The 24,175-nt window shown below is 71.6% G+C and carries 20 protein-coding genes, 2 tRNA genes and 1 pseudogene; 5 read left to right on the top strand and 18 right to left on the bottom strand.

All coding sequences use genetic code 11. The features are described from left to right. The first annotated feature begins 60 nt into the window (after nt 1-60). From I8920_RS06765 to I8920_RS06755, 3 genes are all read left to right on the top strand, one after another. On the top strand, nt 61-1,050 hold the full coding sequence (locus tag I8920_RS06765) for a beta-ketoacyl-ACP synthase III (protein WP_198658656.1): 990 nt from the start codon (nt 61-63) through the stop codon (nt 1,048-1,050). 147 nt (nt 1,051-1,197) lie between these two features. Continuing rightward, nucleotides 1,198-1,446, top strand: a complete 249-nt coding sequence (locus tag I8920_RS06760) for an acyl carrier protein (RefSeq protein WP_017886710.1) — start codon at nt 1,198-1,200, stop codon at nt 1,444-1,446. A gap of 87 nt (nt 1,447-1,533) precedes the next feature. Then, nucleotides 1,534-2,778 (top strand): beta-ketoacyl-[acyl-carrier-protein] synthase family protein, encoded by a 1,245-nt coding sequence (locus I8920_RS06755; RefSeq protein ID WP_198658362.1) that lies wholly within the window; start codon nt 1,534-1,536, stop codon nt 2,776-2,778. A gap of 187 nt (nt 2,779-2,965) precedes the next feature. On the opposite strand, the gene I8920_RS06750 is transcribed toward I8920_RS06755, so the two are convergent. The 6 genes from I8920_RS06750 to I8920_RS06725 form a co-directional block, all read right to left on the bottom strand. After that, nucleotides 2,966-3,466 carry a DUF3145 domain-containing protein gene (locus I8920_RS06750; RefSeq protein ID WP_225558896.1) on the bottom strand — a complete coding sequence of 167 codons (501 nt, stop codon included), beginning with the start codon at nt 3,464-3,466 and terminating at the stop codon, nt 2,966-2,968. Nucleotides 3,467-3,651: 185 nt separating this feature from the next. After that, complete coding sequence (locus I8920_RS06745; RefSeq protein WP_198658361.1) at nt 3,652-4,476, bottom strand: DUF1684 domain-containing protein; 825 nt, start codon at nt 4,474-4,476, stop codon at nt 3,652-3,654. Beyond that, a complete protein-coding gene (locus I8920_RS06740) occupies nt 4,473-5,597 on the bottom strand; it encodes an AI-2E family transporter (protein ID WP_198658654.1) in 1,125 nt (374 codons plus the stop codon). Before I8920_RS06740 ends, I8920_RS06745 begins: the two co-directional genes overlap by 4 nt. A 7-nt stretch (nt 5,598-5,604) precedes the next feature. Continuing rightward, nucleotides 5,605-5,679: transfer RNA gene (locus I8920_RS06735), tRNA-Ile, on the bottom strand. Between the two features lie 13 nt (nt 5,680-5,692). After that, nucleotides 5,693-6,904 (bottom strand): glycosyltransferase, encoded by a 1,212-nt coding sequence (locus I8920_RS06730; RefSeq protein ID WP_198658360.1) that lies wholly within the window; start codon nt 6,902-6,904, stop codon nt 5,693-5,695. 158 nt (nt 6,905-7,062) lie between these two features. Further along, on the bottom strand, nt 7,063-7,977 hold the full coding sequence (locus tag I8920_RS06725) for a multidrug DMT transporter permease (RefSeq protein ID WP_198658359.1): 915 nt from the start codon (nt 7,975-7,977) through the stop codon (nt 7,063-7,065). Nucleotides 7,978-8,016: 39 nt separating this feature from the next. On the opposite strand from I8920_RS06725, the gene def reads away from it, so the two are divergent. Continuing rightward, a complete protein-coding gene (def, locus tag I8920_RS06720) occupies nt 8,017-8,592 on the top strand; it encodes a peptide deformylase (RefSeq protein ID WP_198658358.1) in 576 nt (191 codons plus the stop codon). Between the two features lie 31 nt (nt 8,593-8,623). On the opposite strand, the gene I8920_RS06715 is transcribed toward def, so the two are convergent. Beyond that, nucleotides 8,624-9,112, bottom strand: a complete 489-nt coding sequence (locus I8920_RS06715; protein ID WP_198658357.1) for a hypothetical protein — start codon at nt 9,110-9,112, stop codon at nt 8,624-8,626. A 55-nt stretch (nt 9,113-9,167) separates the two neighbouring features. Between I8920_RS06715 and I8920_RS06710 the strand changes: the two genes are divergently transcribed. Next, the gene (locus I8920_RS06710) at nt 9,168-10,676 is read left to right on the top strand and encodes an ArnT family glycosyltransferase (RefSeq protein ID WP_198658356.1); all 1,509 of its coding nucleotides are present in this window, start codon (nt 9,168-9,170) and stop codon (nt 10,674-10,676) included. A gap of 181 nt (nt 10,677-10,857) precedes the next feature. Here I8920_RS06710 and I8920_RS06705 read toward each other — a convergent pair. The 11 genes and pseudogenes from I8920_RS06705 to dusB form a co-directional block, all read right to left on the bottom strand. After that, nucleotides 10,858-10,930, bottom strand: a tRNA-Asn gene (locus tag I8920_RS06705). Nucleotides 10,931-11,043: 113 nt separating this feature from the next. After that, entirely contained in the window at nt 11,044-12,042 is a 999-nt protein-coding gene (locus I8920_RS06700) for a D-isomer specific 2-hydroxyacid dehydrogenase family protein (RefSeq protein WP_198658355.1), read from the bottom strand. Then, nucleotides 12,039-12,968 carry an ATP-binding cassette domain-containing protein gene (locus I8920_RS06695; RefSeq protein ID WP_198658354.1) on the bottom strand — a complete coding sequence of 310 codons (930 nt, stop codon included), beginning with the start codon at nt 12,966-12,968 and terminating at the stop codon, nt 12,039-12,041. The genes I8920_RS06700 and I8920_RS06695 overlap by 4 nt, the downstream gene beginning before the upstream one ends. Nucleotides 12,969-13,116: 148 nt before the next feature. Further along, on the bottom strand, nt 13,117-14,811 hold the full coding sequence (locus I8920_RS06690) for an ABC transporter ATP-binding protein (RefSeq protein ID WP_198658353.1): 1,695 nt from the start codon (nt 14,809-14,811) through the stop codon (nt 13,117-13,119). Next, nucleotides 14,808-15,803 carry an ABC transporter permease gene (locus tag I8920_RS06685; protein ID WP_198658352.1) on the bottom strand — a complete coding sequence of 332 codons (996 nt, stop codon included), beginning with the start codon at nt 15,801-15,803 and terminating at the stop codon, nt 14,808-14,810. The genes I8920_RS06690 and I8920_RS06685 overlap by 4 nt, the downstream gene beginning before the upstream one ends. A gap of 2 nt (nt 15,804-15,805) precedes the next feature. After that, nucleotides 15,806-16,471 carry an ABC transporter permease gene (locus tag I8920_RS16375; protein WP_442873583.1) on the bottom strand — a complete coding sequence of 222 codons (666 nt, stop codon included), beginning with the start codon at nt 16,469-16,471 and terminating at the stop codon, nt 15,806-15,808. Nucleotides 16,472-16,654: 183 nt separating this feature from the next. Beyond that, a pseudogene (locus tag I8920_RS16370) lies at nt 16,655-16,891 on the bottom strand (ABC transporter permease); the annotation flags it as partial. An 81-nt stretch (nt 16,892-16,972) separates the two neighbouring features. After that, nucleotides 16,973-18,589: an ABC transporter substrate-binding protein gene (locus I8920_RS06675; protein ID WP_198658351.1), complete on the bottom strand. Its 1,617-nt coding sequence runs from the start codon at nt 18,587-18,589 to the stop codon at nt 16,973-16,975. Nucleotides 18,590-19,632: 1,043 nt separating this feature from the next. Next, nucleotides 19,633-21,552 carry a DNA primase gene (gene dnaG / locus I8920_RS06670; protein WP_198658350.1) on the bottom strand — a complete coding sequence of 640 codons (1,920 nt, stop codon included), beginning with the start codon at nt 21,550-21,552 and terminating at the stop codon, nt 19,633-19,635. A gap of 124 nt (nt 21,553-21,676) precedes the next feature. Beyond that, complete coding sequence (locus tag I8920_RS06665) at nt 21,677-22,978, bottom strand: deoxyguanosinetriphosphate triphosphohydrolase (protein WP_198658349.1); 1,302 nt, start codon at nt 22,976-22,978, stop codon at nt 21,677-21,679. Then, on the bottom strand, nt 22,975-24,141 hold the full coding sequence (dusB, locus tag I8920_RS06660) for a tRNA dihydrouridine synthase DusB (protein ID WP_198658348.1): 1,167 nt from the start codon (nt 24,139-24,141) through the stop codon (nt 22,975-22,977). The genes I8920_RS06665 and dusB overlap by 4 nt, the downstream gene beginning before the upstream one ends. Between the last annotated feature and the right edge of the window lie 34 nt (nt 24,142-24,175).

Genomic DNA, 24,175 nt, shown 5'->3' with positions numbered 1-24,175 from the left:
GACGCCCCCCAGTCGACGGACGCCGCCACGGGCCTCCAGGCCGACCCCACCGCACGCCCGATGCTCCAGCAGCGCCGCGGCCACGAGTACACCCGCATCCTGGCGTTCGGCGCCGCGCGCGGGGAGCACGTCGTGCCGAACGACGACCTGGTCGGCCCGATCGACTCGTCCGACGAGTGGATCCGGCAGCGCACCGGCATCGTGACCCGCAAGCGTGCCGGCAAGGACGTCGAGGCCGTCGACCTCGCCGAGGCCGCCGCGCGTGAGGCGATCGAGAAGGCGGGCATCGACCCGTCGCAGATCGGCGTCGTGCTCGTCAGCACCGTGACCCACACCGTCGCGACCCCGTCGATGGCGTCGCTGCTGGCCGAGCGCATCGGCGCGACGCCCGCCGCCGCGTACGACATCAGCGCGGCCTGCGCCGGGTACGCCTACGGCATCGCCCAGGCCGACTCGTTCATCAAGTCCGGACTCGCCGACCACGTGCTGGTCGTCGGGGCCGAGAAGCTCAGCGACGTCGTCGACCCGACCGACCGCTCGATCTCGTTCCTGCTCGGTGACGGGGCCGGTGCCGCCGTCATCGGCCCGAGCGACTTCCCCGGCATCGCCCCCACGATCTGGGGATCCGACGGCTCGAAGTGGGACGCCATCGGCATGACCGCGACCTACAACGAGTGGGAGGCCGGGGCACCCCGTCCGACCATGCGGCAGGCCGGCCAGACCGTGTTCCGCTGGGCCGTCTGGGAGATGGTCAAGGTCGCGCGTCAGGCGCTCGAGACCGCGGGCGTCCGTCCGGAGGACCTCGCCGCCTTCGTGCCGCACCAGGCGAACATCCGGATCATCGACGAGTTCGCGAAGCAGCTCGGCCTGCCCGAGACGGTCACGATCGCCCGCGACATCACCACCACCGGCAACACCTCCGCCGCGAGCATCCCGCTCGCCACACACCGCCTGCTCGAGGAGCACCCGGACCTGTCGGGCGGCCTCGCCCTGCAGATCGGGTTCGGCGCCGGACTCGTGTTCGGCGCGCAGGTGGTCGTGCTCCCCTAGCCACCCCGGACGCACCGCGACCACCCGGCCGCACCGCGTTCGTCGTCGGTCGCACCCGCGACCACCCCGACCAGCTTCCGAGCACCCGGACCCCGCGTGCCCTAGGCTGGTCCACGGTCAAACGACACCCCCCTCAAGGAGAAACTCATGGCCCTGTCCAACGAAGAAGTCCTCGCCGGCCTGGCCGAGCTGATCAACGACGAGACCGGCATCGCGACCGACACCGTCGCCGCCGACAAGTCGTTCACCGACGACCTCGACATCGACTCCATCTCGATGATGACCATCGTGGTCAACGCCGAGGAGAAGTTCGACGTGAAGATCCCGGACGAAGAGGTCAAGAACCTCAAGACCGTGGGCAACGCGGTCGACTACATCGTCAAGGCCCAGGCCTGACACGAGCTTCCTGAGCGCCGCGGCCAGCGGACCCCCGTCGGCCGCGGCGCTCATCTTGTTCACCCCAACGAAAGAGCACGTCGTTCCATGACCAAGAAGACCGTCGTCGTCACCGGGATCGGTGCGATCTCACCCCTCGCCGCGACCGCCCGGGGGACGTGGGACGCGCTGCTCGCCGGCACGTCCGGCATCACCCGCATCGAGGACCCGCGCTACGCCGAGCTCGAACTCCCCGTCGAGTTCGCCGGCCAGGCGCGTCGGTTCCTCACCGACCAGCTCACGCGCCCGGAGTCGAAGCGTCTCGACCCGTCGTCGCAGCTGTCGCTCGTCGCCGCGCGCGAGGCCTGGGCCGACGCCGGCATCGACCCCGAGTCCGTCGTGCCCGAGCGCCTCATCGTCGACTGGGCGACCGGCATCGGCGGCGTGAACACGCTGCTCGACGCCTGGGACACCCTGCGTGAGAAGGGCCCGCGTCGCGTCCTGCCGATGACGGTCCCGATGCTCATGGCGAACGGCCCGGCCGCCGCCATCGAGATGGAGTTCGGCGCCCGCGGCGGTGCCCGCACCTACCTGTCGGCCTGCGCGTCCTCGACCGAGTCGCTGGCCGAGGCGTACCGCCACGTCGCCGACGGCGACGCCGACATCGTCATCACCGGTGGCGCCGAGGCCGCGCTGCACCCGCTGCCCCTGGCCGCGTTCGCCGCCATGCAGGCGCTCTCGCGTCGCAACGACTCCCCCGAGACCGCGTCGCGCCCGTACGACGTCACCCGCGACGGCTTCGTCCTGGGTGACGGCGCCGCCGCGCTCATCCTGGAGTCGAAGGAGCACGCCGAGGCCCGCGGCGCGACGATCTACGCCGAGGTCGCCGGTGCCGGCATCACGTCCGACGCCTTCCACATCACCGCGCCGGACCCCGAGGGCAGCGCGGCCGCCCGTGCCGTCATCACGGCCCTCGAGCACGCCGACGCCAGCCGCGAGGACGTCGTGCACGTCAACGCCCACGCCACCTCGACCCCGGTCGGCGACGTCGCCGAGTACCACGCGATGCGCCGCGTCTTCGGCGACCACCTCGACGACGTCGTGGTGTCCGCGACCAAGGCGTCCACCGGGCACCTGCTCGGTGGTGCCGGTGCGATCGAGGCGGTCTTCACCGTCCTCGCCCTGCACGAGCGGGTGGCCCCGCCGACGATCAACCTGAACGACCAGGACCCGGAGATCGTCATGGACGTCGCGCGCGAGCCGCGCGCACTGCCCGACGGCGACCTGCTCGCCGTGAGCAACTCGTTCGGCTTCGGCGGCCACAACGCCGTGGTCGCGTTCCGCAGCGCCTGATCCGCAGCACCCGGTCTGGAGGCCCGTCCCGCGTCGTCGGGGCGGGCTTCCGTCGTCCCGGTGGTCGGGCAAGCGGTCGGAGTCGCCGCCGTCGTTTCGCGCTCAGCGACAGTCCACGCGCCGCCCACCGCGTGAAGTGTCGCTGAGCGCGAAGGTCCGCACCACGCGCGGGTGCGCGGAGCGCGGGTCAGCCGACGCGGTGCAGCCAGACGACCGGGTTGCCCTCGGCTGCGTGCCGGAAGGGCTCGAGCTCGTCGTCCCACGCCTGGCCCAGGGCGAGCCGCAGCTCACGGTGGAGTTCGAGGGCGTTGCTCCCGGCGACCTCCATCGCGTAGCGGACGCGGTCCTCCGGGATCACCATGTTGCCCGTGACGTCGGTCTGCGCGTAGAAGACGCCGAGGTCGGGCGTGTGCATCCACCGGCCGCCGTCCGACTCGGCCGTCGGCTCCTCGGTCACCTCGTAGCGCAGGTGCTCCCACCCGCGCAGGGCCGAGGCGATCGCGGCACCGGCGCCCACCGCACCCGTCCACGTGAACTCGGTCCGCCGTGCACCGTCCTGCGCCGGCTGGTCGAGCCACGAGAAGTTCACGGCGCGGTTCATCGCGCGACCTGCTGCCCATTCGACGTGCGGGCAGAGCGCGCGGGGTGAGGAGTGCACGTAGAGCACTCCTGTCGTCGTTCCGTTCACGGTTCCTCCGATACGTCAGGTGCGACTTCCCCATCGACCTGGTGCGGAGGCTCCTGACCCCGGAGGGCACGGAACCATCGGTGTGCGATTGTGGTGTCCCGACAGGACACGCCCATTATGCAGCGCCCGTGCTGGGAACGGCAAGGACGGAACGACCGGGCTCACGTCGCACGGTGCCGGACGGTTCAGTGCAGGACGGCGCCGTCCGTGTCCACCGGGTGCCGCTCCCCCGCCGTGACGGCGACCGTCAGGCGGTTGTCCTCCGGCGGGATCGGGCACGCGTACTGGTACGAGAACGCGCACGGCGGCAGGACCAGCAGGTTCCAGTCGAGTTCCACCGACGCCTCGGCCCCGGGGTCGTCGAGGTACAGGAACCGCCCCATCGAGTAGGAGCTGTCGGGGTCGTCCTCGGGCAGGGCGCTCGTGGCGTCCTGCACGATGAGCTGCAGGCGCGGTGCTCCGCGGAACGCGGCGGACCGGACGGCGAGCAGACGCACGGTCGCGTCGCCGACGGTCGTCTCGACGTGCCCGGCGACCGGCAGCGCGTCGCCGGCTGCGTCGAGGACGCCGCCACGGGCCTCCAGGTCGTCGCCCACCAGCGGGACGTACCGGCCGGTCCGGACCCACCCGTCGGCGTGGTCGAACCGGGCGATGCGCGCGAAGCGGGCGATCGCGTCCGATGCCGGGTCCCAGACGCGCAGGGTGTCCCCGTTCACCGTCCCCGCGAACCCGTCCGGGAAGGCGACGGTGGAGGGCACGACGGCCGTGTCGCCGGCCACGAGCACCGTCCCGTCGACCGGGACCCCGTCGACGAGCACGCCGTCGCCCGCCTCGGCGGTGACCGTGAGGCCACCGACCGCGGGCGCCCACGTCCCCGGCACCGGCCAGACCGGCTGCGGGGTGTCGACGTGCTGCGCGTTCACCAGGGCGAGCGGCCCCCGGGGACTGCGTGCCCACGCGTCCCGCTGCTCGGCGTGCTCGGCGGACCGGGCCGCTGACGTGTCCGTCACGCCTGCTCCTGACGGGGGTAGATGACCTTCTGCACGATGATGATGACCGATGCCGCGACGGGCAGCGCGACGAGCGCGCCGAGCACACCGCCGATCGTGCCGCCGGCGACCGCGGCGATGACCACGAGCGCTCCGGGCACCTGGACCGCACGCGACATGATGCGCGGGGAGATCAGGTAGGCCTCGACCTGCATGTAGACGAGGTAGTAGATCGCGGCGGCGAGGGCCGTGGCCGGCGACGCGAAGAAGCACAGCAGCGAGATCACGATCGCGGCGGCCAGCGTGCCGACGAGCGGGATGAGCGAGCCGAGGAACGCGAACGACGCCAGCAGCACGGGCAGCGGGGCCCCGATGATGAGCAGGAACACCAGGCTGAGGATGCCGTTGATGAGCGCCTGCGACACCTGGCCGACGACGTACCGACCGACCGCCTGGGTGATCTGCTCGCTCACGTCGATGAAGTTCTGACGGCGGGACGCCGGCACGAACCGGTAGGCCGCGCGCTTCATGCCCCGCATCGACGCCAGGAAGTACAGCATGAGGATGATGACGATGAGCGCGCCGGTCACCCCGGACAGGATCCCGCTGCCGACCGCCAGGATGCCGCCGCCGACGCTGAGCAGGTTGCCCGGCTTCTCGACGAAGGCCTGCAGCGACTGCAGCGCGTGGTCGATGTCGAACGAGCCCGCGAACTGCTTCGACAGGTCCTGCACCCACGGCTGCTGCGAGATGTCCCGCACGATCTCGGGGAAGTTCTGGATGAGGTTCGACGCCTGCTCCACCAGGACCGGCACGACGGCGAACACGATGCCGGCGAACCCGCCGAGCACGCCCACCACGACGATGGTGATCGCCGCCCACCGCGGGATGAAGCGCTCGAGGAACGACACGAGCGGGTCGATGCCGAGCGCCAGGAACAGCGCGACACCGATGTACACCAGGACCGTGCTGAGCTGGCCGACGATCGAGCCGGCGAGCAGGGCGACGAGCACGCCGATGGCACCCATGAACCCGATGCGGAAGGCGTTGACGCGCACGCCGGTACCGCCCCGGGTCACCTCGAACGTGACGTTCGGGGTCGGTGCGTGGTCGTCCTGCGAGGTGTCGCGCTTCCTTGGCAAATGCACGTGGGGCGGGCGGGACTCGAACCCGCGGATCGTTCGGTTATGAGCCGACTGCCTTGACCAGCTTGGCTACCGCCCCTCGCCGGGGACCGTCAGGCCACCGGCTCCCCACGATACAGCGCCTCGAACGTCGCGAGCGTGCGGTTGATGTCGTGTGCCTCGATCATCGTCAGGCTGCGTTCGCGCAGCGCCACGTACTCGTCGTCCGGCGCGGTCAGCACGCCCGTCAGCTTCGCGGCGAGGTCCTCGACGTCGCCCGGGCGGAACAGTGCCCCGTTGCCGTCGATGAGGTGCGGGAGCGCCATCGAGTCGGCCGCGACGACCGGCAGGCCCGACGCCATCGCCTCGAGCGACGAGATGCTCTGCAGCTCGGCGGTCGACGGCATCGCGAACACCGTCGCGTTCGTCAGGGCCTGCTGCTTGCGCTCGTCCGAGACGAAGCCCAGGAAGCGCACGCGGTCCTCGACGCCGAGCTCCTTCGCCAGGACGGTGAGCTTCGGGATCATCTCGCCGTCACCGACGATGGTCAGGGTCGCGGCCAGCTCGGCGGGCAGCACCGCGAGGGCCCGGACGAGCACGTCGAGGTTCTTCTCCGGTGCCACACGACCCACGAACACGATGTCGTTGCCGACCGGGCGTCCTTCGCGGGCGACGTAGCGGGACGCGTCGATGCCGCACGAGATCGCGAGCACCTGCTGCCCGGCGATGGCCTTGCGCAGGTAGTCGGCGGCCAGGTTCGTCGGCGTGGTGATGGTGTCCGCCAGCCGGTAGGTCTTGGCGGCGTCGCTCCACGCGATCTTCAGCGCGAGGGGCAGCGTCCACTTGCCGAACGGCGTGTACTCGAGCAGGTTCTCCGGCATGAAGTGGTTCGTCGCGATGACCCGGATGCCGCGGTCGTTCGCCTCGTGCACGATGCCGCGGCCGATGACCACGTGCGACTGGATGTGCAGGACGTCGGGCTGCACGGCGTCGAGGATCGGGGCGGTCCACTTGCGGACGCTCCACGGCCACACGAACCGGAGCCACGGGTGCAGCGGCCACTTGTAGGACTTCAGCCGGTGCACGACGAGCGTGACGCCGTGGTGCACCTCGTCGAAGGTGCCGTGGTGACGGCTCGAGGCCGGGGCGACGACGTGGACCTCGTGCCCGCGCTCGGCGAGCCCGACGGCCAGCTGCTCGGCGAAGGTGGCCGCACCGTTGACGTCCGGCGCGAAGGTGTCCGCGGCGATCAGCACGCGCAGCGGTCGGTGGCCGCCCGTCGCACCCGTCGGTCCGGCGGTGGCGGTGGTGGCGTCTCCTGACACGGCGGAGTTCGTCCTCTCGTGGGCGATTGCTGGTCGGCAGCGACGCTATCGCACCAGGATCGGCGGTCGCGTCAGCCGCGCGGATGAGGGCGGCCGTCGCCGGGCGCTGCGCACCGCGCAGCGGCCGCCCCGCCGCGCCGGTTCCGCTCCGGGCGGCGTCAGCTGCGCGTCTGGGGGTGGTGCTTGGCGAGCAGGAACACACCCGTGATCGCGATCGCCGCCGCGACCACGAACCCGGCGACGGCGAACGCCGGCGCTCCCGCCGCCTCTCCGAGGACGACGACGCCGATGCCGACCGCCACGATCGGGTCGATCACCGTCAACCCCGCGATCACGAGGTCGGCCGAGCCGCTCGAGTACGCGTTCTGCACGAAGTACCCACCGAGCGACGCCGCGACGACCACGCCGACGATGGCGAGCACGGTGAGCCAGTCGAAGGTGTGGTTCACGAACCGGTTCAGCACGACCTTCGCCAGCGTCGCCACGAACCCGTAGAGCACCCCGGCGCCCACGATGTAGTACAGCGCACTGCGGTGCTTCGCCACCACCCGGAACGACACCAGCACGAGCACCAGCACGACGGCCAGGATCACCAGGACGGTGACGAGCTGCTGCCGGGTGATCGCGCTCTCGTGCCCGACGAAGGCCGCGATCCCCACGAAGATCCCGACACCGACGATGCACGTCCACACGGCGCGCTTCGCTCGACGACCCAGGGGCACCCCGGACGACCGCGACGAGAACCACGTCGTGATGACGAGGGCGACGGCGCCCAGGGGCTGCACGACGATCAGGGGGGCGAACGTGATGCTGACGAGCTGGAGCACCACCGCGATGCCGAGCATGAGCGTGCCGAGCACCCAGTAGCCGCTCGAGACGAGCCCGACGACGTGCCGGACGCTCAGCCCCTTCGACTGACGACCGAGACGTGCCTCGACCCGCTGCACCCCGCGGCTCTGGAACTGCGCCCCGAGCGACAGGAACACCGCACCGATGAGCGCCACCGGGATCATCAGCGCCTGGAACGGCGTGAGGTTGCTCACGGCGTCGGGCAGCTGGAGGTCCGTCGTCACGCGTCGAGGCTACCGTCCCCCGCCGGATAACCTGGGTGAATGGCCGTTCTCCCGATCCGCATCACCGGCGAACCCGTCCTGCACGAGCGTGCAGCCGAGGTCACCGCGTTCGATGACGACCTCCGCACCCTCGTCGCCGACATGTTCGAGACCATGGACCTGGCCCCCGGCGTCGGCCTGGCCGGACCGCAGGTGGGCGTCGGCAAGCGCCTGTTCGTGTACTCCTGGACCGACGACGACGACGTCCTGCACCGGGGCGCCGCCGTGAACCCCGTGCTGTGGACCACGCCCCCGGTCCCCGAGTCGGTCGAGGAGCTCGACGAGGACGACGAGTCCGAGGGCTGCCTGTCGATCCCCGGCGAGCGGTTCCCGCTCCGCCGCTCCGAGGGCGCCCTGCTGCGAGCCGTCGACGAGCACGGCACGCCGTTCGAGGTCGAGGCGCACGGTTGGCTGGCCCGGATCTTCCAGCACGAGTACGACCACCTGGACGGCTGGCTCTACGCCGACCGCCTGGTGCACCCGTACGGCAAGCAGGTCGCCAAGGCGATCCGCAAGAGCAGCTGGGGCGGCCCCGGTCAGTCCTGGCTGCCGGGGCGCGACCACCCCGAGGGCTGACGCGCGCGAGCGGACGGCCTGGAGGCGCGGGTCATCCCCGGTACGCCGCCGACGCGTCGCGCAGACGGTCGACCTCCGGGTGGCCGGGGCAGTACTGCAGCAGGCCGGCCGCGACGTGCGCGGCGACGGCGTCGGTCACCGACGCCGTCCACGGTGCGACCCCGCGCTCGGCGCAGACCCCGGCGAGTTCGACCATGGTCGCGTCGCCGCGCGCCGCGTCGACCGCCGCCTGCTGCTGTGAGGACGGCACCGACCCGGTGAGCCGCTTGGCCGTGCACGACGACCGTCGAGCCTCCCAGACCGCCGAGTAGGTCGTGTACGTCGCCCCGTCCTGCCCGTCGCCGTCGCACACGAAGGCGAACACCACCGGCGACGCCCCCGGGCCGACGCCCGTGCCGGAACTCGTCGGGTCCTCGGTGCCGTCGGTGTCGGGACCCGCGCCGCTGCACCCGGTGAGCCCCGCCGTCACCGCCACCACGACGCCGAGCATCGCGAGGCGGGCGGAGCGGGAACGGAGCACCTGTGAACGCTAACAGCATCAGCCGCACACGACCCGCACGGCGGCTCCTGCGAAGATGGACGCGCAGCACCGAAGCCTGGAGGCCCCCATCCCCCGCCCGCACCCCCGCACCGTCCGTGTGACGGCCCTCGTGGTCGTCGCCCTGGCCGCCGTGTTCGTCACCACGTGGCACCTCGGCCGACCGACCATCGTGAACGACGAGTTCGTGTACCTCCGCGCGAGCTGGGCCTACGTGCACGGGGACTTCTCGCTGAACCTCGAGCACCCGCCGCTCGCCAAGTACGTCTACGGTGTGGCGCAGCTCCTCGCGGGACAGGGTCCGCTGGGCCCCCGCCTGGTCGCCGCGGCAGCGGTGCTCGGGACCGGTGCCGTCCTGTTCCTCTGGCTGCGTCGCGAGCTCGGGTTCTGGACGGGGCTCGTCGCCGCCGGCCTCTGGTGGCTGACCCCCCGTGGGTCGGGGGCGACGTGGGCGGAGGCCGGCTCGGTCATCGGCGTCCGCATCGACCGCTTCGCGATGCTCGAACCGCTCATGGTCTTCTTCGCTGTGGCGTCGCTCGCCGCTGCGTGGACGTGGATGCGGACCGGCAACCGGTGGTGGGTCGCCGCCGCGGGAGCCCTCCTCGCCCTGTCCGTCACGTCCAAGGTGTCGACCGCGGTGCTCGTGCTCGCGATCGGCGCACTGCCGCTGTTGTTCCGTCGCTGGCGGGACCTGGGGGTCGGCGCGCTGTACGGCGGCGTGGCCTTCGTGGTCGTCTTCGTGGTCGTGTACCTGCCGGTCGGGCTGTTCCGCGCGATCGGGCAGATGCTCCGCTTCCAGGCGCAGCAGAACGCGCACGGGCACCCGACGACCATCCTCGGGACCGTCTGGCCGACGGCGCCGTGGTGGGCGAACTTCGCCTTCCTCGCCGACGGAACGGGCTGGCTGCTGCTCTCCGTCCTGGCCGTCGGGGTCGTCGCGGCCCTCGCCGTCCGACCGGACCGGCTCGTCGCGTACCTCGGCATCGCCCTCGGCGTCTTCCTCGTCTTCTACGTCATCGTCGCCAACGTCTCACTCCCCTACTACTACGACGCGTGGATGCCGCTGATCATCGCCCTGGCGGCGATCGGGTACGGGCGCCTGGCCACCGTCCGTCCGCCGGTCGGACGCATCGCGGCGGTCGTGCTCGTCGCCGCGCTGCTGGTCCCGGTCGTGCGGCTCGGCGTCGCCGTCGTGCAGACCCGGCCGAGCGGTGTCGCGATGCTGAGCGAAGCACTACAGGTGCGGGGCAAGGACGACGAGAACGTCCTCTTCGCCCGCTTCAGCGCGAACACCTGGCGGATCTACTTCGGCGACCGCGGGACGCAGAAGCCCCAGTTCGGCCCGTTCGACGCCGTCGTCGTCGGGCACGACGACCGCCGTGCCATGCCGCCGCAGGTCCGGACGTTCCTGTCGGAGTACGACGACCAGCTCGAGCACTTCCGGCTCGACTACCTGGACGTGTACGTCACGAAGACCGGCGTGATCAACGACAACGACCGCGACGGCACCCTCAGCATCGAGCCCGAAGAACTCGACAACCGCTGACGCGCACACGCCGGCGTCCCACGCACACGCCGGCGTCGTCCCTCGACGCCCCGAACGGTCGAGACACCGCCGGATCCGGAGGCGTCTCGAGCACGGGGCGGCGTGCAACGAACACGCCGCTGTCTTCCCAAGCAGACGGGGAACGCAGAAGGCCCCCACTCCGAGGAGTGGGGGCCTGACGCTCCCCGAGTTGGACTCGAACCAACAACCTGCCGGTTAACAGCCGGCTGCTCTGCCAATTGAGCTATCGAGGATCACTGTCCGCTGGCGAATGACGTGCGAACAACGGGTAACAGCATAGCAGCACCCGGACGCCCACCACCGCATCGGACACGCCGCCCGGGCGCGCCGTCGCCGGACCGGCGGATCAGTAGCCCGCCTCCGGATCGACCACGCCGACGAACCCGTCGCCGCTGCCGTCCAGGAACGCCGCGGTGTTCAGGCGCACCCGCTCGGCCAGCAGGGGCGCGACCATCTCCGGGGTGTCCGCCTGGTGCGGCGTGACGATCGCACCGGGCTCCGACCACAGCGGGTGCCCGTCGGGCAGCGGCTCCGGGTCGGTCACGTCCAGGCCGGCGGCGGCGATCTCGCCCGTGCGCAGGGCGTCGACGAGTGCGTCGGTGTCGACGAGTCCGCCGCGGGCGATGTTCACCAGCCGGGCGGACGGCTTCATGATGCGGAACTGCCGCGCGCTGAACAGCTTCGCCGTGCCGGAGGTCATGGCCGCCGCGATCATGACGACGTCGGCGTCGGGCAGCACGTCGTCCAGCTCGTCGGTCGTCACGGTGCGCGAGGCACCGGGCACCGGGTCGGCTGAGCGGCGCACCACGGTGACGTCGACGTCGAACGGGGCGAGCAGCCGCAGGTACTCCACGGCGATCCCGCCCGCGCCGATGACGACGACGTTCCGGCCGTACAGCGAGACCCCCTCGGGCTCGGTGGCCCACGACGACGCGCGGGCACGCTTCTGCAGGACCCGCAGCGTGCCGAGGGTCAGGGCGAGGGCGTGCTCGGCGACGGGCTCCGCGTAGGCACCCTTCGCCGAGGTGAAGAGCACGCGGTCGCCGTGCGACGCGATCAGGTGCGCGAAGGCGTCCACGCCGGCGAACGGCAGCTGCACCCAGCCGACCGCGGGCGCGGCGTCGAGGGCCTCTGCGAGCCCGTCGGCGTCCTGGGCGTCGAGCCAGACGATGCCGCGGGTGTCCGTGTCGAGCGGAGCGACGGTGCCGCCGGCCTCGGTCACGGCCGTGACGTGCAGGTCCGTCGGCTCCGGCAGGACCGCGACGGGTCCGGCCTGCGGCGGGTCGACCGGCAGCGCTGCGTTCGACGCCGGGACGACGGCGCGGTGGCCGCGGGCGGCGCTCACCGGGTCTCCTGCCGGTCGGTCCGGGGGGCGGCGCCGGCGGCGACGGGCCGTCGGGGTGCGGTCGAACGGCGTGCCGTGCTGGTCGTCGGGCGCCGCTTCACACCGCGGGCCGCGGTGGACGCGAGCGTCTTCACGTAGGGGTCGACGGGGTTGTCGAGGACCTCGTCGAAGGTGCCGAGGCCGACCATCCGCCCGTCGGCCATCACGGCGACGCGGTCGGCGAGGGCGCGGGCCTCGCGCAGGTCGCTCGACACGACGACGGCGGAGAACTGTCGACCGCGCTGCAGGGTCGCGAGCGCCTCGAGCACCGACTGACGCACGAGCACGTCGACGCCGCGAGCGGGTTCGTCGGCGACGAGCAGCTGCGGCTCGAGCACCAGGGCCTTCGCCAGGGCGACGCGCTGCCGCTGCCCGCTCGACAGCTCCCACGTGTTCAGGCGCATCACGCCGAGCGGCAGGTGCACCGCGTCGAGCAGCCGGGCGACGATGAGCCCGGCCTCCTTGCGGTCGAACCGGCGGTCGCGGGCGTAGATCGGTTCGGCGACGGCCTCACCGACGGTCAGGTCCGGGCTGAGCCGGTCGGCGCCGTCCTGCGGCAGGTAGCCGATGCGGCCGCTCAGCCGCTCCGCCTTGCGCGACGACGGTCGGAGCCCGCGGGTCTTCTGCCCGAGCACCGTCAGCTCACCGCCGACGATGTGCCGGCGCAGGGCCCCCTCGCCCTCGCCGTGCGAGCCGAGCTGCCCCGCGAGCGCGGCGGCGAACGTCGACTTGCCGGAGCCGGACTCGCCGAGCAGCGCCAGGATCTCGCCCTGTCGGACCGTCAGGCTCACCCCGTCGACCGCCCGGATCGGCTCCGCCCCCCGTCCGCCCCGGTACTCGATCGACACGTCGTCCGCGACGACCGCCGGTCCGTTGACCGCGATCATGGGTCCCCTTCCACGCCGCCCCCTGGCGGCGGTTCGCGACGGGCCGCGGTGGCAGGACCGTCGTGCGTACAGCAGTGGAGACGACCGCCCTGGAGGCCCGACCAGCGTCGACGACGCTGGTCGGGCCTCCAGGGCGGGTGCCGTCGGGTCAGGACCCGGCGCGCTCCAGTTCCTCCAGCGTACGCCGTCGCTCCGCCTGCTCCGCCGGGTCCGGCACCGGCAGCGACGCCAGCAGGCGCTGCGTGTACGGGTGCTGCGGGCTGCCGAGCACCTGCGCGGTCGTGCCGGTCTCGACCAGGTCACCCCGGTACAGCACGGCGATGCGGTCCGACAGCGCGCCCACGACCGCCAGGTCGTGGCTGATGAACAGCGACGCGAAGCCCAGGTCCTGCTGGAGCTCGAGGAAGAGCTCGAGCACGCGGGCCTGCACGGACACGTCGAGCGCGCTGGTCGGCTCGTCGGCGATGAGCAGCTTCGGCCGGAGCGCCAGCGACCGTGCGAGCGAGGCCCGCTGCCGCTGGCCGCCGGAGAGCTCGTGCGGGTACCGGTCGCCGTACGCCGCCGGCAGCTGCACGGCCTCGAGCAGCTCGTCGACGCGCTTGCGGGCCGCACGCGGACCCGAGGCGACGCCGTGCACGACGAGCGGCTCGGCGACGCACTCGGCGATCGTGAGCAGCGGGTTGAACGAGGTCGCCGGGTCCTGGAACACGAACCCGATGTCCTTGCGGTGCCGCTTGAAGTCCCGCTCCTTGTAGCCGAGCATCTCGGTGCCGAGCACGTCGAGCGAGCCGCCGGTGATCCTCGTCAGTCCGGCGATCGCCCGTCCGATGGTGGTCTTGCCGGAGCCCGACTCCCCCACCAGGCCGAGGACCTCGCCGGGGCGGATGTCCAGGTCGACGCCCTTGACCGCACGGAACGCCGGCGCCCCGAGACGACCCGGGTACTCGATCTCCAGGCCCTTCGCGCTGACGAGGGGTTCCACGTCGGTCGTGATCGCCGCACGGCGGGCGGTGCCCGTCGACGCCTCGAGCCGGGGCACGGCGGCGAGCAGACGCTTCGTGTAGTCGGCCTGCGGCGCGGCGAACAGCTGCGCGACCGGGGCCTCCTCGACGACCTCGCCCTGGTACATCACGGCGACGCGGTCGGCCAGGTCGGCGACGACGCCCATGTTGTGGGTGATGACGACGATCGCCGCGCCGAACTCGTCGCGGCAGCGCCGGAGCAGGTCGAGGATCTCGGCCTGCACCGTCACGTCGAGCGCCGTGGTCGGCTCGTCGGCGATGATCACGCTCGGCTCGAGGGCGAGCGCGCTCGCGATGACGACACGCTGCTTCTGGCCGCCGGAGAACTGGTGCGGGTAGTGGTCGACGCGGGTCTCCGGGTCGGGGATGCCCACGCGGCGCAGGTAGTCGATGGCCTTGGCCCGCGCCTCCTTCTTCGACACGCCGCCGTGCGCGCGCAGGCCCTCGGCGATCTGCCACCCCACCGTGAAGACGGGGTTGAGCGCGGTCGACGGTTCCTGGAACACCATCGCGCCGGCCGTGCCCCGGAGTTCGCGGAGCTTCGCCGACCCGACGCTGACCACGTCGGTGCCGTCGAGGTAGACCGCGCCGCCGATCGTCGCCGTCTCCGGCATGAGCCGGAGCATGCTGCGCGCCGTGACCGACTTGCCCGAACCGGACTCGCCGACCAGGGCCAGGACCTCGCCCGGCCGGACGTCCAGGCTGACGCCCTTGACGGCCTCGACGGCGCCGCCGTCGGTGGCGAACGTGACGGTCAGGTCGTCGACGACCGCCACGGGCGTCCCGCCGTCGGCCTGGAGGCGCTGAGTTGCGTCCGTCATGCGGCCGCCCCTTCCGTGCTGGCCGCCTGCTTCCGCGACACCAGCTGCTTGAGCCGGCGCCGCGCGCGCAGACGGGGGTCCGAGATGTCGTTGAGGCTCTCGCCGATGAAGGTCACGCCGAGCACGAGCACGACGATCGCGACACCGGGGAACACGCCGGTCCACCAGACACCCGACGCCACGTCGGACAGCGCCCGGCTGAGGTCGTAGCCCCACTCGGCGCCGGCGGTCGGGCCGATGCCGAACCCGAGGAAGCCGAGCCCGGCGAGGGTGAGGATCGCGTCGCTGGCGTTGAGCGTCAGGATGAGCGGCAGCGAGCGGGTGGAGTTCCGCAGCACGTGGCGCGTCATGATGCGCCACGGGTGGGTGCCGAGCACCCGGGCGGACTCGACGAACGCCTCGTTCTTCAGGCGCACCGCCTCGGCCCGCACGACCCGGAAGTACTGCGGGATGTACACGACGGTGATCGAGATCGCCGCCGCGACGATGCCGCCGGCGTAGCTGGAGTTGCCGCCGGAGATGACGATCGACACGACGATCGCGAGCAGCAGCGACGGGAACGCGTACACCGCGTCCGCCACCACGACCAGCGTCCGGTCGAGCCAGCCGCCCAGGTACCCGGACACCATGCCCAGCAGGACACCGATGGTGATCGAGACGATGACCGCGACGATCACCACGAGGACGGCCGTGCGGGCGCCGTAGACGACGCGGCTGAACACGTCGAAGCCGCCGACGGTCGTGCCCCAGATGTGCTCGGCACTCGGGGCGCCGGTGCGCGGGAAGCTCTGGCCGTCGGCGCCCTGCAGCTGGCCGAATCCGTACGGGGCGATGAGCGGTGCCGCCAGGGCGACGATCAGGTAGAGCGCGCAGATCACCACACCGGTGATGAGCATGCCGCGCTGCCAGCCGGTGCTCTTGCGGAGCTGGACCACCACGGGCAGCCGCTTCCAGAACGGCTCGTGGCGGTCGACGAGCGAGGTGTCGGCCATCGCTAGAACCTCACTCTCGGGTCGATGACCGCCGCGACGACGTCGACGACGAAGTTCGTCACCGCGACGATCACGGCGAGCATCGCGACGATCCCCTGCACGGCGACGAAGTCGCGGGCGGACAGGTACTGGTTGAGCTCGAACCCGAGCCCGCGCCAGCCGAAGGTGGTCTCGGTGAGCACCGACCCACCCAGCAGCATGGCGATCTGCAGACCCATCACGGTGATGATGGGGACCAGCGCCGGACGGAACGCGTGCGTGCGGACGAGCCGCGCCTCCCGGACGCCGCGCGAGCGGGCCGCGTCGACGTACTCGGAGCCGAGCGAACCGATCATGTTGGCGCGCACGAGCCGCAGGAAGATGCCGGCCGTCAGCAGGCCGAGCGTCAGCGCGGGCAGGACCGCGTGCGACAGCACGTCGCCGATCACCTGCGCGTTCCCGGTCCGCAGGGCGTCGATCAGGTAGATGCCCGTCGCGCCGGGGATGTTGTCGAGGATCAGCGACACCCGGGTCGACGCGCGGTCGCCGAGCGGCAGCCAGCCGAGCCACACCGAGAAGACGAGCTTGAGGAGCAGGCCGCCGAAGAACACCGGCGTCGCGTAGGTCAGGATCGCCAGCGCGCGGAACAGCACGTCCGGCCACTTGTCGCGCAGGTACGCGGCGAGCATGCCGAGCGGGATGCCGAGCAGCAGCGCGACGATGAGCGCGTAGAACACGAGCTCCGCGGTCGCGCCGCCGTACGTCACGATGACCTCGGTGATCGGCCGGTTGTCGGTCGACGTCGTGCCGAAGTCCCCGCGCAGGATGTTGCCGAGGTACTCGAAGTACTGCACGATCACCGGGCGGTCGTACCCGGCGGCGGCGAGGCGCTCCTGGAGCTGAGACGGCGTGAGCCGACCGCCGACCGACGCGGTGATCGGGTTCCCGATGACGCGCATCAGGAAGAACACGAGCGTCACCAGGATGAAGACGGTCGGGAAGATGAGGAGGAACCTGACGAGGATGTACCGGCCGAGCCCGCCGCCGTTCTTGGCACTGCGCTGTGCCTGCGGCTTCGTGGGCTCCGACTCGATCGCCTCGGGTGGCATGAGGGTCACGGTGGGGATGCCTTTCGTGGACGTGACCAGGGGGCGTTCCTCGTGGGAACGCCCCCTGGTGTCCGATGGGTGTTACTTGCTGAGCGTGGCGTAGCGGAACTTGTACGAGGAGTCGAGGGTCAGGCCCTTGACGTCCTTCGAGGCGACCGCGACCGACTTGCCCTGCAGCAGCGGCAGCGTCGAGATCTGGGTGGCCTCACGCTCCTGCGCCTGCTCGATCAGGTCGGCGCGCTCGTCCGCGTCGGACTCCTGCTGCTCGGCGGCGATGAGGTCCTGGATCTCGGCGTCGTCGTAGTGGTTCTGCACGAAGTTGTCCTTCGAGAAGAACGGCGACAGGTAGTTGTCGGCGTCCGAGAAGTCCGGGAACCAACCGAGCTGGTACACCGGGTAGGCGTCCTTCACGCGCTCCTGCGAGTACGTCGTCCAGACCGTGGACTGCAGGTTCACGGTGAACAGGCCCGAGTTCTCGAGCTGCGTCTTGATCGCGGCGTACTCGTCGTCCGAGGTGGAACCGTAGTGGTCGGGCGAGTACTGCAGGTCGATCGTGACCTTGCCCGTGACACCGGCGTCGGCCAGCGTCTTCTTCGCCTTGTCGACGTCCGCGCCGCCGTCACCGTCGCCGTAGAGCTCCTCGAACGGCTTCGCGGCACCCGTCAGGCCGTCCGGCACCATCGAGTAGAGCGGCGAGTAGGTGTCGTTGTAGACCTCCTTGGCGATCGACGCGCGGTCGACCACGTCGGCGACGGCCTGGCGCACGGCGAGGGCCTTCGCCTCGTCGGCGTCGTCCGTCTTCGCACCGAAGGGCTGCGTGTCGAGGTTGAAGACCACGTAGCGGATCTCGCCACCGGGGCCGTCGGTGACCTCGAGCGAGTCGTCCTTGCGCAGGTCCGCGATGTCGGTCGGCGTGAGCGAGCGGTACGCGACGTCGACGTCACCCTCCTGCACCGCGAGCTTGAGGTCGGTCTCCTTGGTGTAGTAGCTGGCGGTGACCTCGTCGGTCTTCGCCTTGCCGAGGAGGCCGTCGTACTCCTTGTTGGCCTTGTACTGGATCGTGTCGTTCTCCTTGTAGGAGGTGATCTCGTACTGCCCGGCGAACGCCTTGCCCTTGACGATGTCGTCGGCGCTGGTGAGCTCGGTGGCCGAGAAGACGTCCTCGTCGACGATCGGGCCGGCGGGGCTCGAGAGCACCTGCGGCCAGGTCTGGTCGGCGTGGTCGAGGTTGAACACCACGGTCGTGTCGTCCGGGGTGTCGATGCTCTTGAGGTTGGCCAGCAGCGACTGCGGGCCGTTCTCGTTGTTGATCTTGAGCTCGCGGTCGAACGAGAACTTGACGTCGCTCGACGTCAGCTCGTTGCCGTTCGCGAACTTCAGACCGTCCTTGAGGGTGACCTCGTAGGTGGTCGGGTCGGTGAACTCCGCCTTCGAGGCGATGTCCGGCTCGACGTCCGGGCTGCCCACGGGCGTGTTCATCAGGAACGGGAAGACCTGGTTCTGCACGGCGAAGGAGCCGTTGTCGTAGGAACCGGCCGGGTCGAGGGACGTCACCTTGTCCGTCGTCCCGATGCTCAGGCCGTTCAGTTCGGTGTCACTCACGCTGCTGCTCGCGCAGCCGGTGAGCACCAGCGCCGTCGCCGCTGCTCCGGCGCCGAGCGCGATGCCGCGCTTGCCCCACTTGGTCACGGATGCCATGTCCGCTGCCTCTCTGGTCGTGATTGCAAGGGTCCTGGGCCGGCGGTGGATCGACTGTGTGACCGGCCAGGAACGCTCATTGGTATCACCCTGTCACGGAACTTCTCGACCCGGGAGGCGTTTTGTTTACACCGCTGTAATGCACGAGGGCGTCGCATGCTGCATGATTCCGCCACTGCTGAGCGGCGCGTCGCGCACGAAAGTTGCGCCGTGCAACGTGCAGGGTTGCCGGGGCACGTTCGCCGCCGAGGTCGCACTTCGGCCCCCTACGGCTGCCGGTTGGCGTGACGGAGTGCGACTTCGGTGGTGCGCCGACGGTGCGTCGTGCGACCTCGTGCACCCGGCCGGGAGGCCCGCCCCGCGTCCGCCCCGCCACTCGCCGACGCCGACTGGTCACGACACACCGGCCGCCCCACGCCGCGCGGTCACGTGCAGTCGGCCGGACCCCGCCCGGCCGACGCCCTGCGACCACTCGACGCCCGACACGCGGCACGTCCCGGCACCGCACGCTCCCTGGACGGGCGGCCCGCCGAGGGTCCGCCCCGCCAATCGTGCCTGCCGACTGGTCACGACACACCGCCCAACCAACGCCGTGCGGTCACGTGCAGTCGGCCGGACCCCGCCCGGCCGACGCCCTGCGACCACTCGACGCCCGACACGGGGCGCGCCCCGGCACCGCACACACCCCGACCGGGAAGCCCGCCCCGCGTCCGCCCGCCCCTCGCCCACGCCGACTGGTCACGACACACCGCCCAACCAACGCCGTGCGGTCTCGTGCAGTCGGCCGGACGCCGCCCAGCCGACGCCCTGCGACCACTCGACGCCTGATACGGGGCGCGTCCCGGCACCGCACGCTCACTGGACGGGAGGCCCGCCCCGCGTCCGCCCGCCACTCGCGCCTGCCGACCGGTCACGACACGCCGCCAGCCCCACGCCGAGCGGTCACGTGCCGTCAGCCACGTCGCGCCCGACTGACGCCCTGCGACCACTCGACGCCCGGCAGGCGGCACGCCCTGCCCCTCGCGCACCTGGCTCGAGGCGGGCTAGGAGGCCTCGGCGTCGGCGCGCAACCGCATCCGCTGCCCGTCGATGTCGACGAGCTGCCGCTGGATCTCGGCGCGTCGCTCGGCCTGCTCGTGCGGGTCCGCGCGCTGCAGCTGCCCGAGCAACGACGCCTTGCGGGCGAGCAGGTCACGCTCGACCAGCGCCACGACGATGCTGCGGGACCAGGCCGCCAGGTCGTCGGCGTTGCGCGCGGGGATCGGCGCGAGGGCGAGCTCGTGCGTCAGGGTGCGCAGGGGCGCCGGCACGTCGGCGAGGAGCCGGTCGAGCCAGTCCCCCGCGCCGATGACGTCGACGTTCGCGACCACGGCGTCCCGCACCACGGCGAGCATCGGCGTCGAGAACGTGGCCGACGCGGCGAGTCCGAGCAGCGGCGCCCCGACGGACGTCGGCTGCTGCACCATCGCCATCACGGCGTCGCGCTCCATGCGGCTGATGGGGTCGTTCGGCAACGAGCGGATCCCGGCGACGGGCTCGTCGGTGACACCCGACCCGTCGTCGGCGGAACCGGCGCGACCGTCGCGCCCCGGGCCTCCAGACCGGTCGTCCTGGCCTGGCGAGCCGGCACGACGCCGGGCGGTCTCGACGGACCGGCGCACCTCGGGGATCTCCATGCCGAGCCAGCCGGCGAGCTCGCGGACGTAGCCCTGGGTGAGCGAGCGGTCGCGGATGCCGGCGAGCACCGGGGCGGCGGCGCGGAGGGCACCGACGCGCCCCTCGACGGTCTCGAGGTCGTGGCCGTCGAGCGTGCGGCGGATCATGAACTCGAACATCGGCCGCTTGTTCGTGACCAGACGGCGGATGGCGTCGTCGCCGCGGGCAAGGCGGAGGTCGCACGGGTCGAGCCCGCCGGGGGCCACGGCGACGTAGGTCTGCGCGGCGAAGCGCTGCTCCTCGGCGAAGGCGCGGGACGCCGCACGCTGCCCGGCCTCGTCCGGGTCGAACGTGAACACGACCTCGCCGTTGGCGTTCGGGTCCGCGCCGGCCAGGTCGCCGAGCATCGGCCGCAGCACCTTGATGTGGTCGACGCCGAACGACGTGCCGCACGTGGCGACCGCGGTGGTGACCCCGGCGACGTGGCAGGCCATGACGTCGGTGTAGCCCTCGACGATGACGACCTGCTTCTGCTTCGAGATCTCGCGGCGGGCGAGGTCGAGCCCGTAGAGCACCTGGCTCTTGTGGTAGATCGGCGTCTCGGGCGTGTTGAGGTACTTCGGGCCCTTGTCGTCCTCGAGCAACCGCCGGGCACCGAACCCGATCGTGGCGCCGGTGACGTCGCGGATGGGCCACATCAGCCGCCCGCGGAACCGGTCGTACGGCGACCGGTCGCCCTGGCTGACCAGGCCGGCGGAGATGAGTTCCTCCATGGTGAAGCCGCGCCCGCGCAGGTGGTCCTTGAGCATGTCGTACGACTTCGGCGCGAAGCCGACACCGAAGTGCTGGGCGGCCGAGGGGTCGAAGCCGCGCTCCCCCAGGAACCGGCGGGCGGGATCGGCGGCGGCGGTCGTGAGCTGCGAGGTGAAGTACTCGAGCGTGGCCTCGTTCGCGGCGATCAGCCGGGCCCGGGTGTTGTAGTCGGTGCGGGGGCCGTCGCCCTCTTCGTAGTGGAGGGTGTAGCCGATCTTCGCGGCCATGCGCTCGACGGCCTCGGCGAAGGTGGTGTGGTCCTGCGCCATGATGAAGCTGAAGACGTCGCCGTCCTCGCCGCAGCCGAAGCAGTGGTACCGGCCGACCTGCGGGCGGACGTGGAACGACGGGGAGCGTTCGTCGTGGAAGGGGCACAACCCCTTCATCGACCCGACGCCCGCGTGCTTCAGCGTGACGTAGTCGCCGACGACGTCGGCGATGTTGACACGCGAGCGGACCTCGTCGATGTCGTTCCGCGCGATCCTGCCAGCCACCCCTCGATCCTAGTTCGTGGGGGCGACGCTGGCGGACCGGTCCGACCGCGATGTGGACGAGACCACGGCCCGCGCGGTCAGGTCAGACCGCGATGTGGACGGGACCATTGCCGGCGCGGTCACGTCAGACCGCGATGTGGACGGGATCACGGTCACCGACCACCAGGCGCTTGTGCCAGGCGAAGGCGCCCTGGTCCGTCAGGTTCGCCACCTGGTCCACCACGGCGCGCAGTCGGCCGGCGTCGTCACCGGCCTCGTGCCAATCGGCGGCGAAGCCCGGCTCGAGGTCGGCCGGTCCCGTCGCCGCGAGGGCGTCGAGGAGCTCGGTGAGCACCCGGCGCTGGTCCTCGTACACCGGCTGCCGGTCGCCGTGGGTCATCACGAACGCGGCGACGATGCCCTTGAGGACTGCGATCTCACCGATGATCTCGGGCGGGGTGACGACCGAGGCGGCGAACCGGACGAGCGACCCCGAGGCGTAGGACTCGCGGGTGGCCGCCGTCGCCGTGCGCGCGAAGCGCCCGATCAGCTGCGACGTCAGGTTCTTCAGACGGGCGGCGTCACGCCGGGAGCCGTCGTACGAGGTCATCCACAGCGGCAGCGCCCGCAGCCGGTCGAAGGCCTCGAGCAGTTCGTCACGGCTCAGGTCGTCGCCGACCCAGGCGTGCATGGCGGTGACGATGTCGTTCTCGCCGACGCGGTCGCCCAGGGCTGCCACGTCGATGAACCCGGCGACGACGGCGTCCTCGAAGTCGTGCACCGAGTACGCGATGTCGTCGGCCAGGTCCATCACCTGCGCCTCGATGCACCGCTGACGCCGGGGCGCACCGGCACGGAGCCACGCGAAGGCGTCGTGGTCGTCGTCGTAGAAGCCGAACTTGGTCCGGCCGGACGACGACTCGGACACGCCCTGGGCGGCCGGCCACGGGTACTTGCAGCTGGCGTCGAGTGACGCACGCGTCAGGTTGAGGCCGTACGGGCGGTCGGCGCCGCCGGGGACGCCGGCGCGGGGGCCGTAGACCTTCGGTTCGAGTCGGGTCAGCAGCCGGAGCGTCTGCGCGTTGCCCTCGAAGCCCCCGATGCCGGCGGCCCAGGCGTTGACGGCGGTCTCGCCGTTGTGCCCGAAGGGCGGGTGGCCGATGTCGTGCGCCAGGCACGCGGTGTCCACCACGTCGGGGTCGAGTCCGAGCGAGTCGGCGAGCTCGCGACCGACCTGCGCGACCTCGAGCGAGTGCGTCAGGCGGTTGCGGGCGAAGTCGAGCCCGGCGGTCGGGCTGAGCACCTGGGTCTTCGCGGCCAGGCGGCGCAGGGCGCTGGAGTGCAGCAGCCGGGCGCGGTCGCGGGCGAAGTCCGATCGGCGGTTGCCGTGCTCCTCGGGGAGCCAGCGCTCGGCGTCGGCCGGGCCGTACGAGGCGGTGGCGCTCATCCGCCGCTGTGGTGCAGCTCGGCGGCGGCCAGGACCTTGCGGAACTCGCTGTCGACGTCGCGGGACTCGAGCCAGCGGTCGGGCAGGGCGGTGCGCTTGGGGTGACCGGCACGACCGCGCGGCCCCTCGGCGTCGGCACCCGGGTAGGGCGCGTCGTGGTCGAGCTGGCCGAGCAGGTCGTCGATCTCCTGCAGGCTCGACGCCATGGCCAGGCCGGACCGGACGTCGCTGCCGATCGGGTACCCCTTGAAGTACCAGGCCACGTGCTTGCGGATGTCGCGGCAGCCGTGCTCCTCGGACCCGAAGAACTCGACGAGCAGCTCGGCGTGCCGGCGGAACCCGTCGGCGACCTCGCCCAGGGACGGCATGTACCGGAGCCCCTCACCGCGGAACGCCGCGGCCAGGTCGCCGAAGAGCCAGGGACGACCGAGGCAGCCGCGCCCGACGACCACGCCGTCGGCGCCGGTCTCGTCGACCATCCGCAGGGCGTCGGCAGCCGACCAGATGTCACCGTTGCCCAGGATCGGGATGTCGGTCACCGTCTCCTTGAGCGTGGCGATCGCCGACCAGTCGGCGTGCCCGGAGTAGTGCTCGTTCGCGGTGCGGGCGTGCAGCGAGACCGCGGCGACACCGGCGTCCCGCGCGATGCGGGCGGCGTCCAGGTAGGTCAGGTGGTCCTCGTCGATGCCCTTGCGCATCTTCACGGTGACGGGGACGTCACCGGCGGCGCGGACGGTCTTGGTGACGAGCTCGCGGAACAGCTCGAGCTTCCACGGCAGCGCCGCTCCGCCACCCTTGCGGGTGACCTTGGGCACCGGGCAGCCGAAGTTCAGGTCGATGTGGTCGGCTCGGTCCTCGCCCACCAGGATCGACGCCGCCTCGGCCACGGTGTTCGGCTCGACGCCGTACAGCTGGATCGAGCGCGGGGACTCCGACTCGTGGTGCTGGATGAGCTGCATCGACACCGGGGTGCGTTCGACCAACGCGCGCGAGGTGATCATCTCGCACACGTACAGTCCGGCGCCGTACTCGCGGCACAGCCGCCGGTACGCCATGTTCGTGATGCCCGCCATGGGCGCGAGCACGACCGGCACGTCGACCTCGATGGGGCCGATGCGCAGGGGGCCGCCGACTCGCGACGCGGGCGCTTCTGTGATCGTCATACCGGTCCCATCCTCCCACGTCGGTGCCCGACGG

Source organism: Curtobacterium sp. YC1 (genome assembly GCF_016267665.1).
In the GTDB taxonomy this organism is placed as follows: domain Bacteria; phylum Actinomycetota; class Actinomycetes; order Actinomycetales; family Microbacteriaceae; genus Curtobacterium.
The sequence above is the reverse complement of the archived record's forward strand: the minus strand, read 5'-3'. Positions and strand labels throughout refer to the sequence as shown.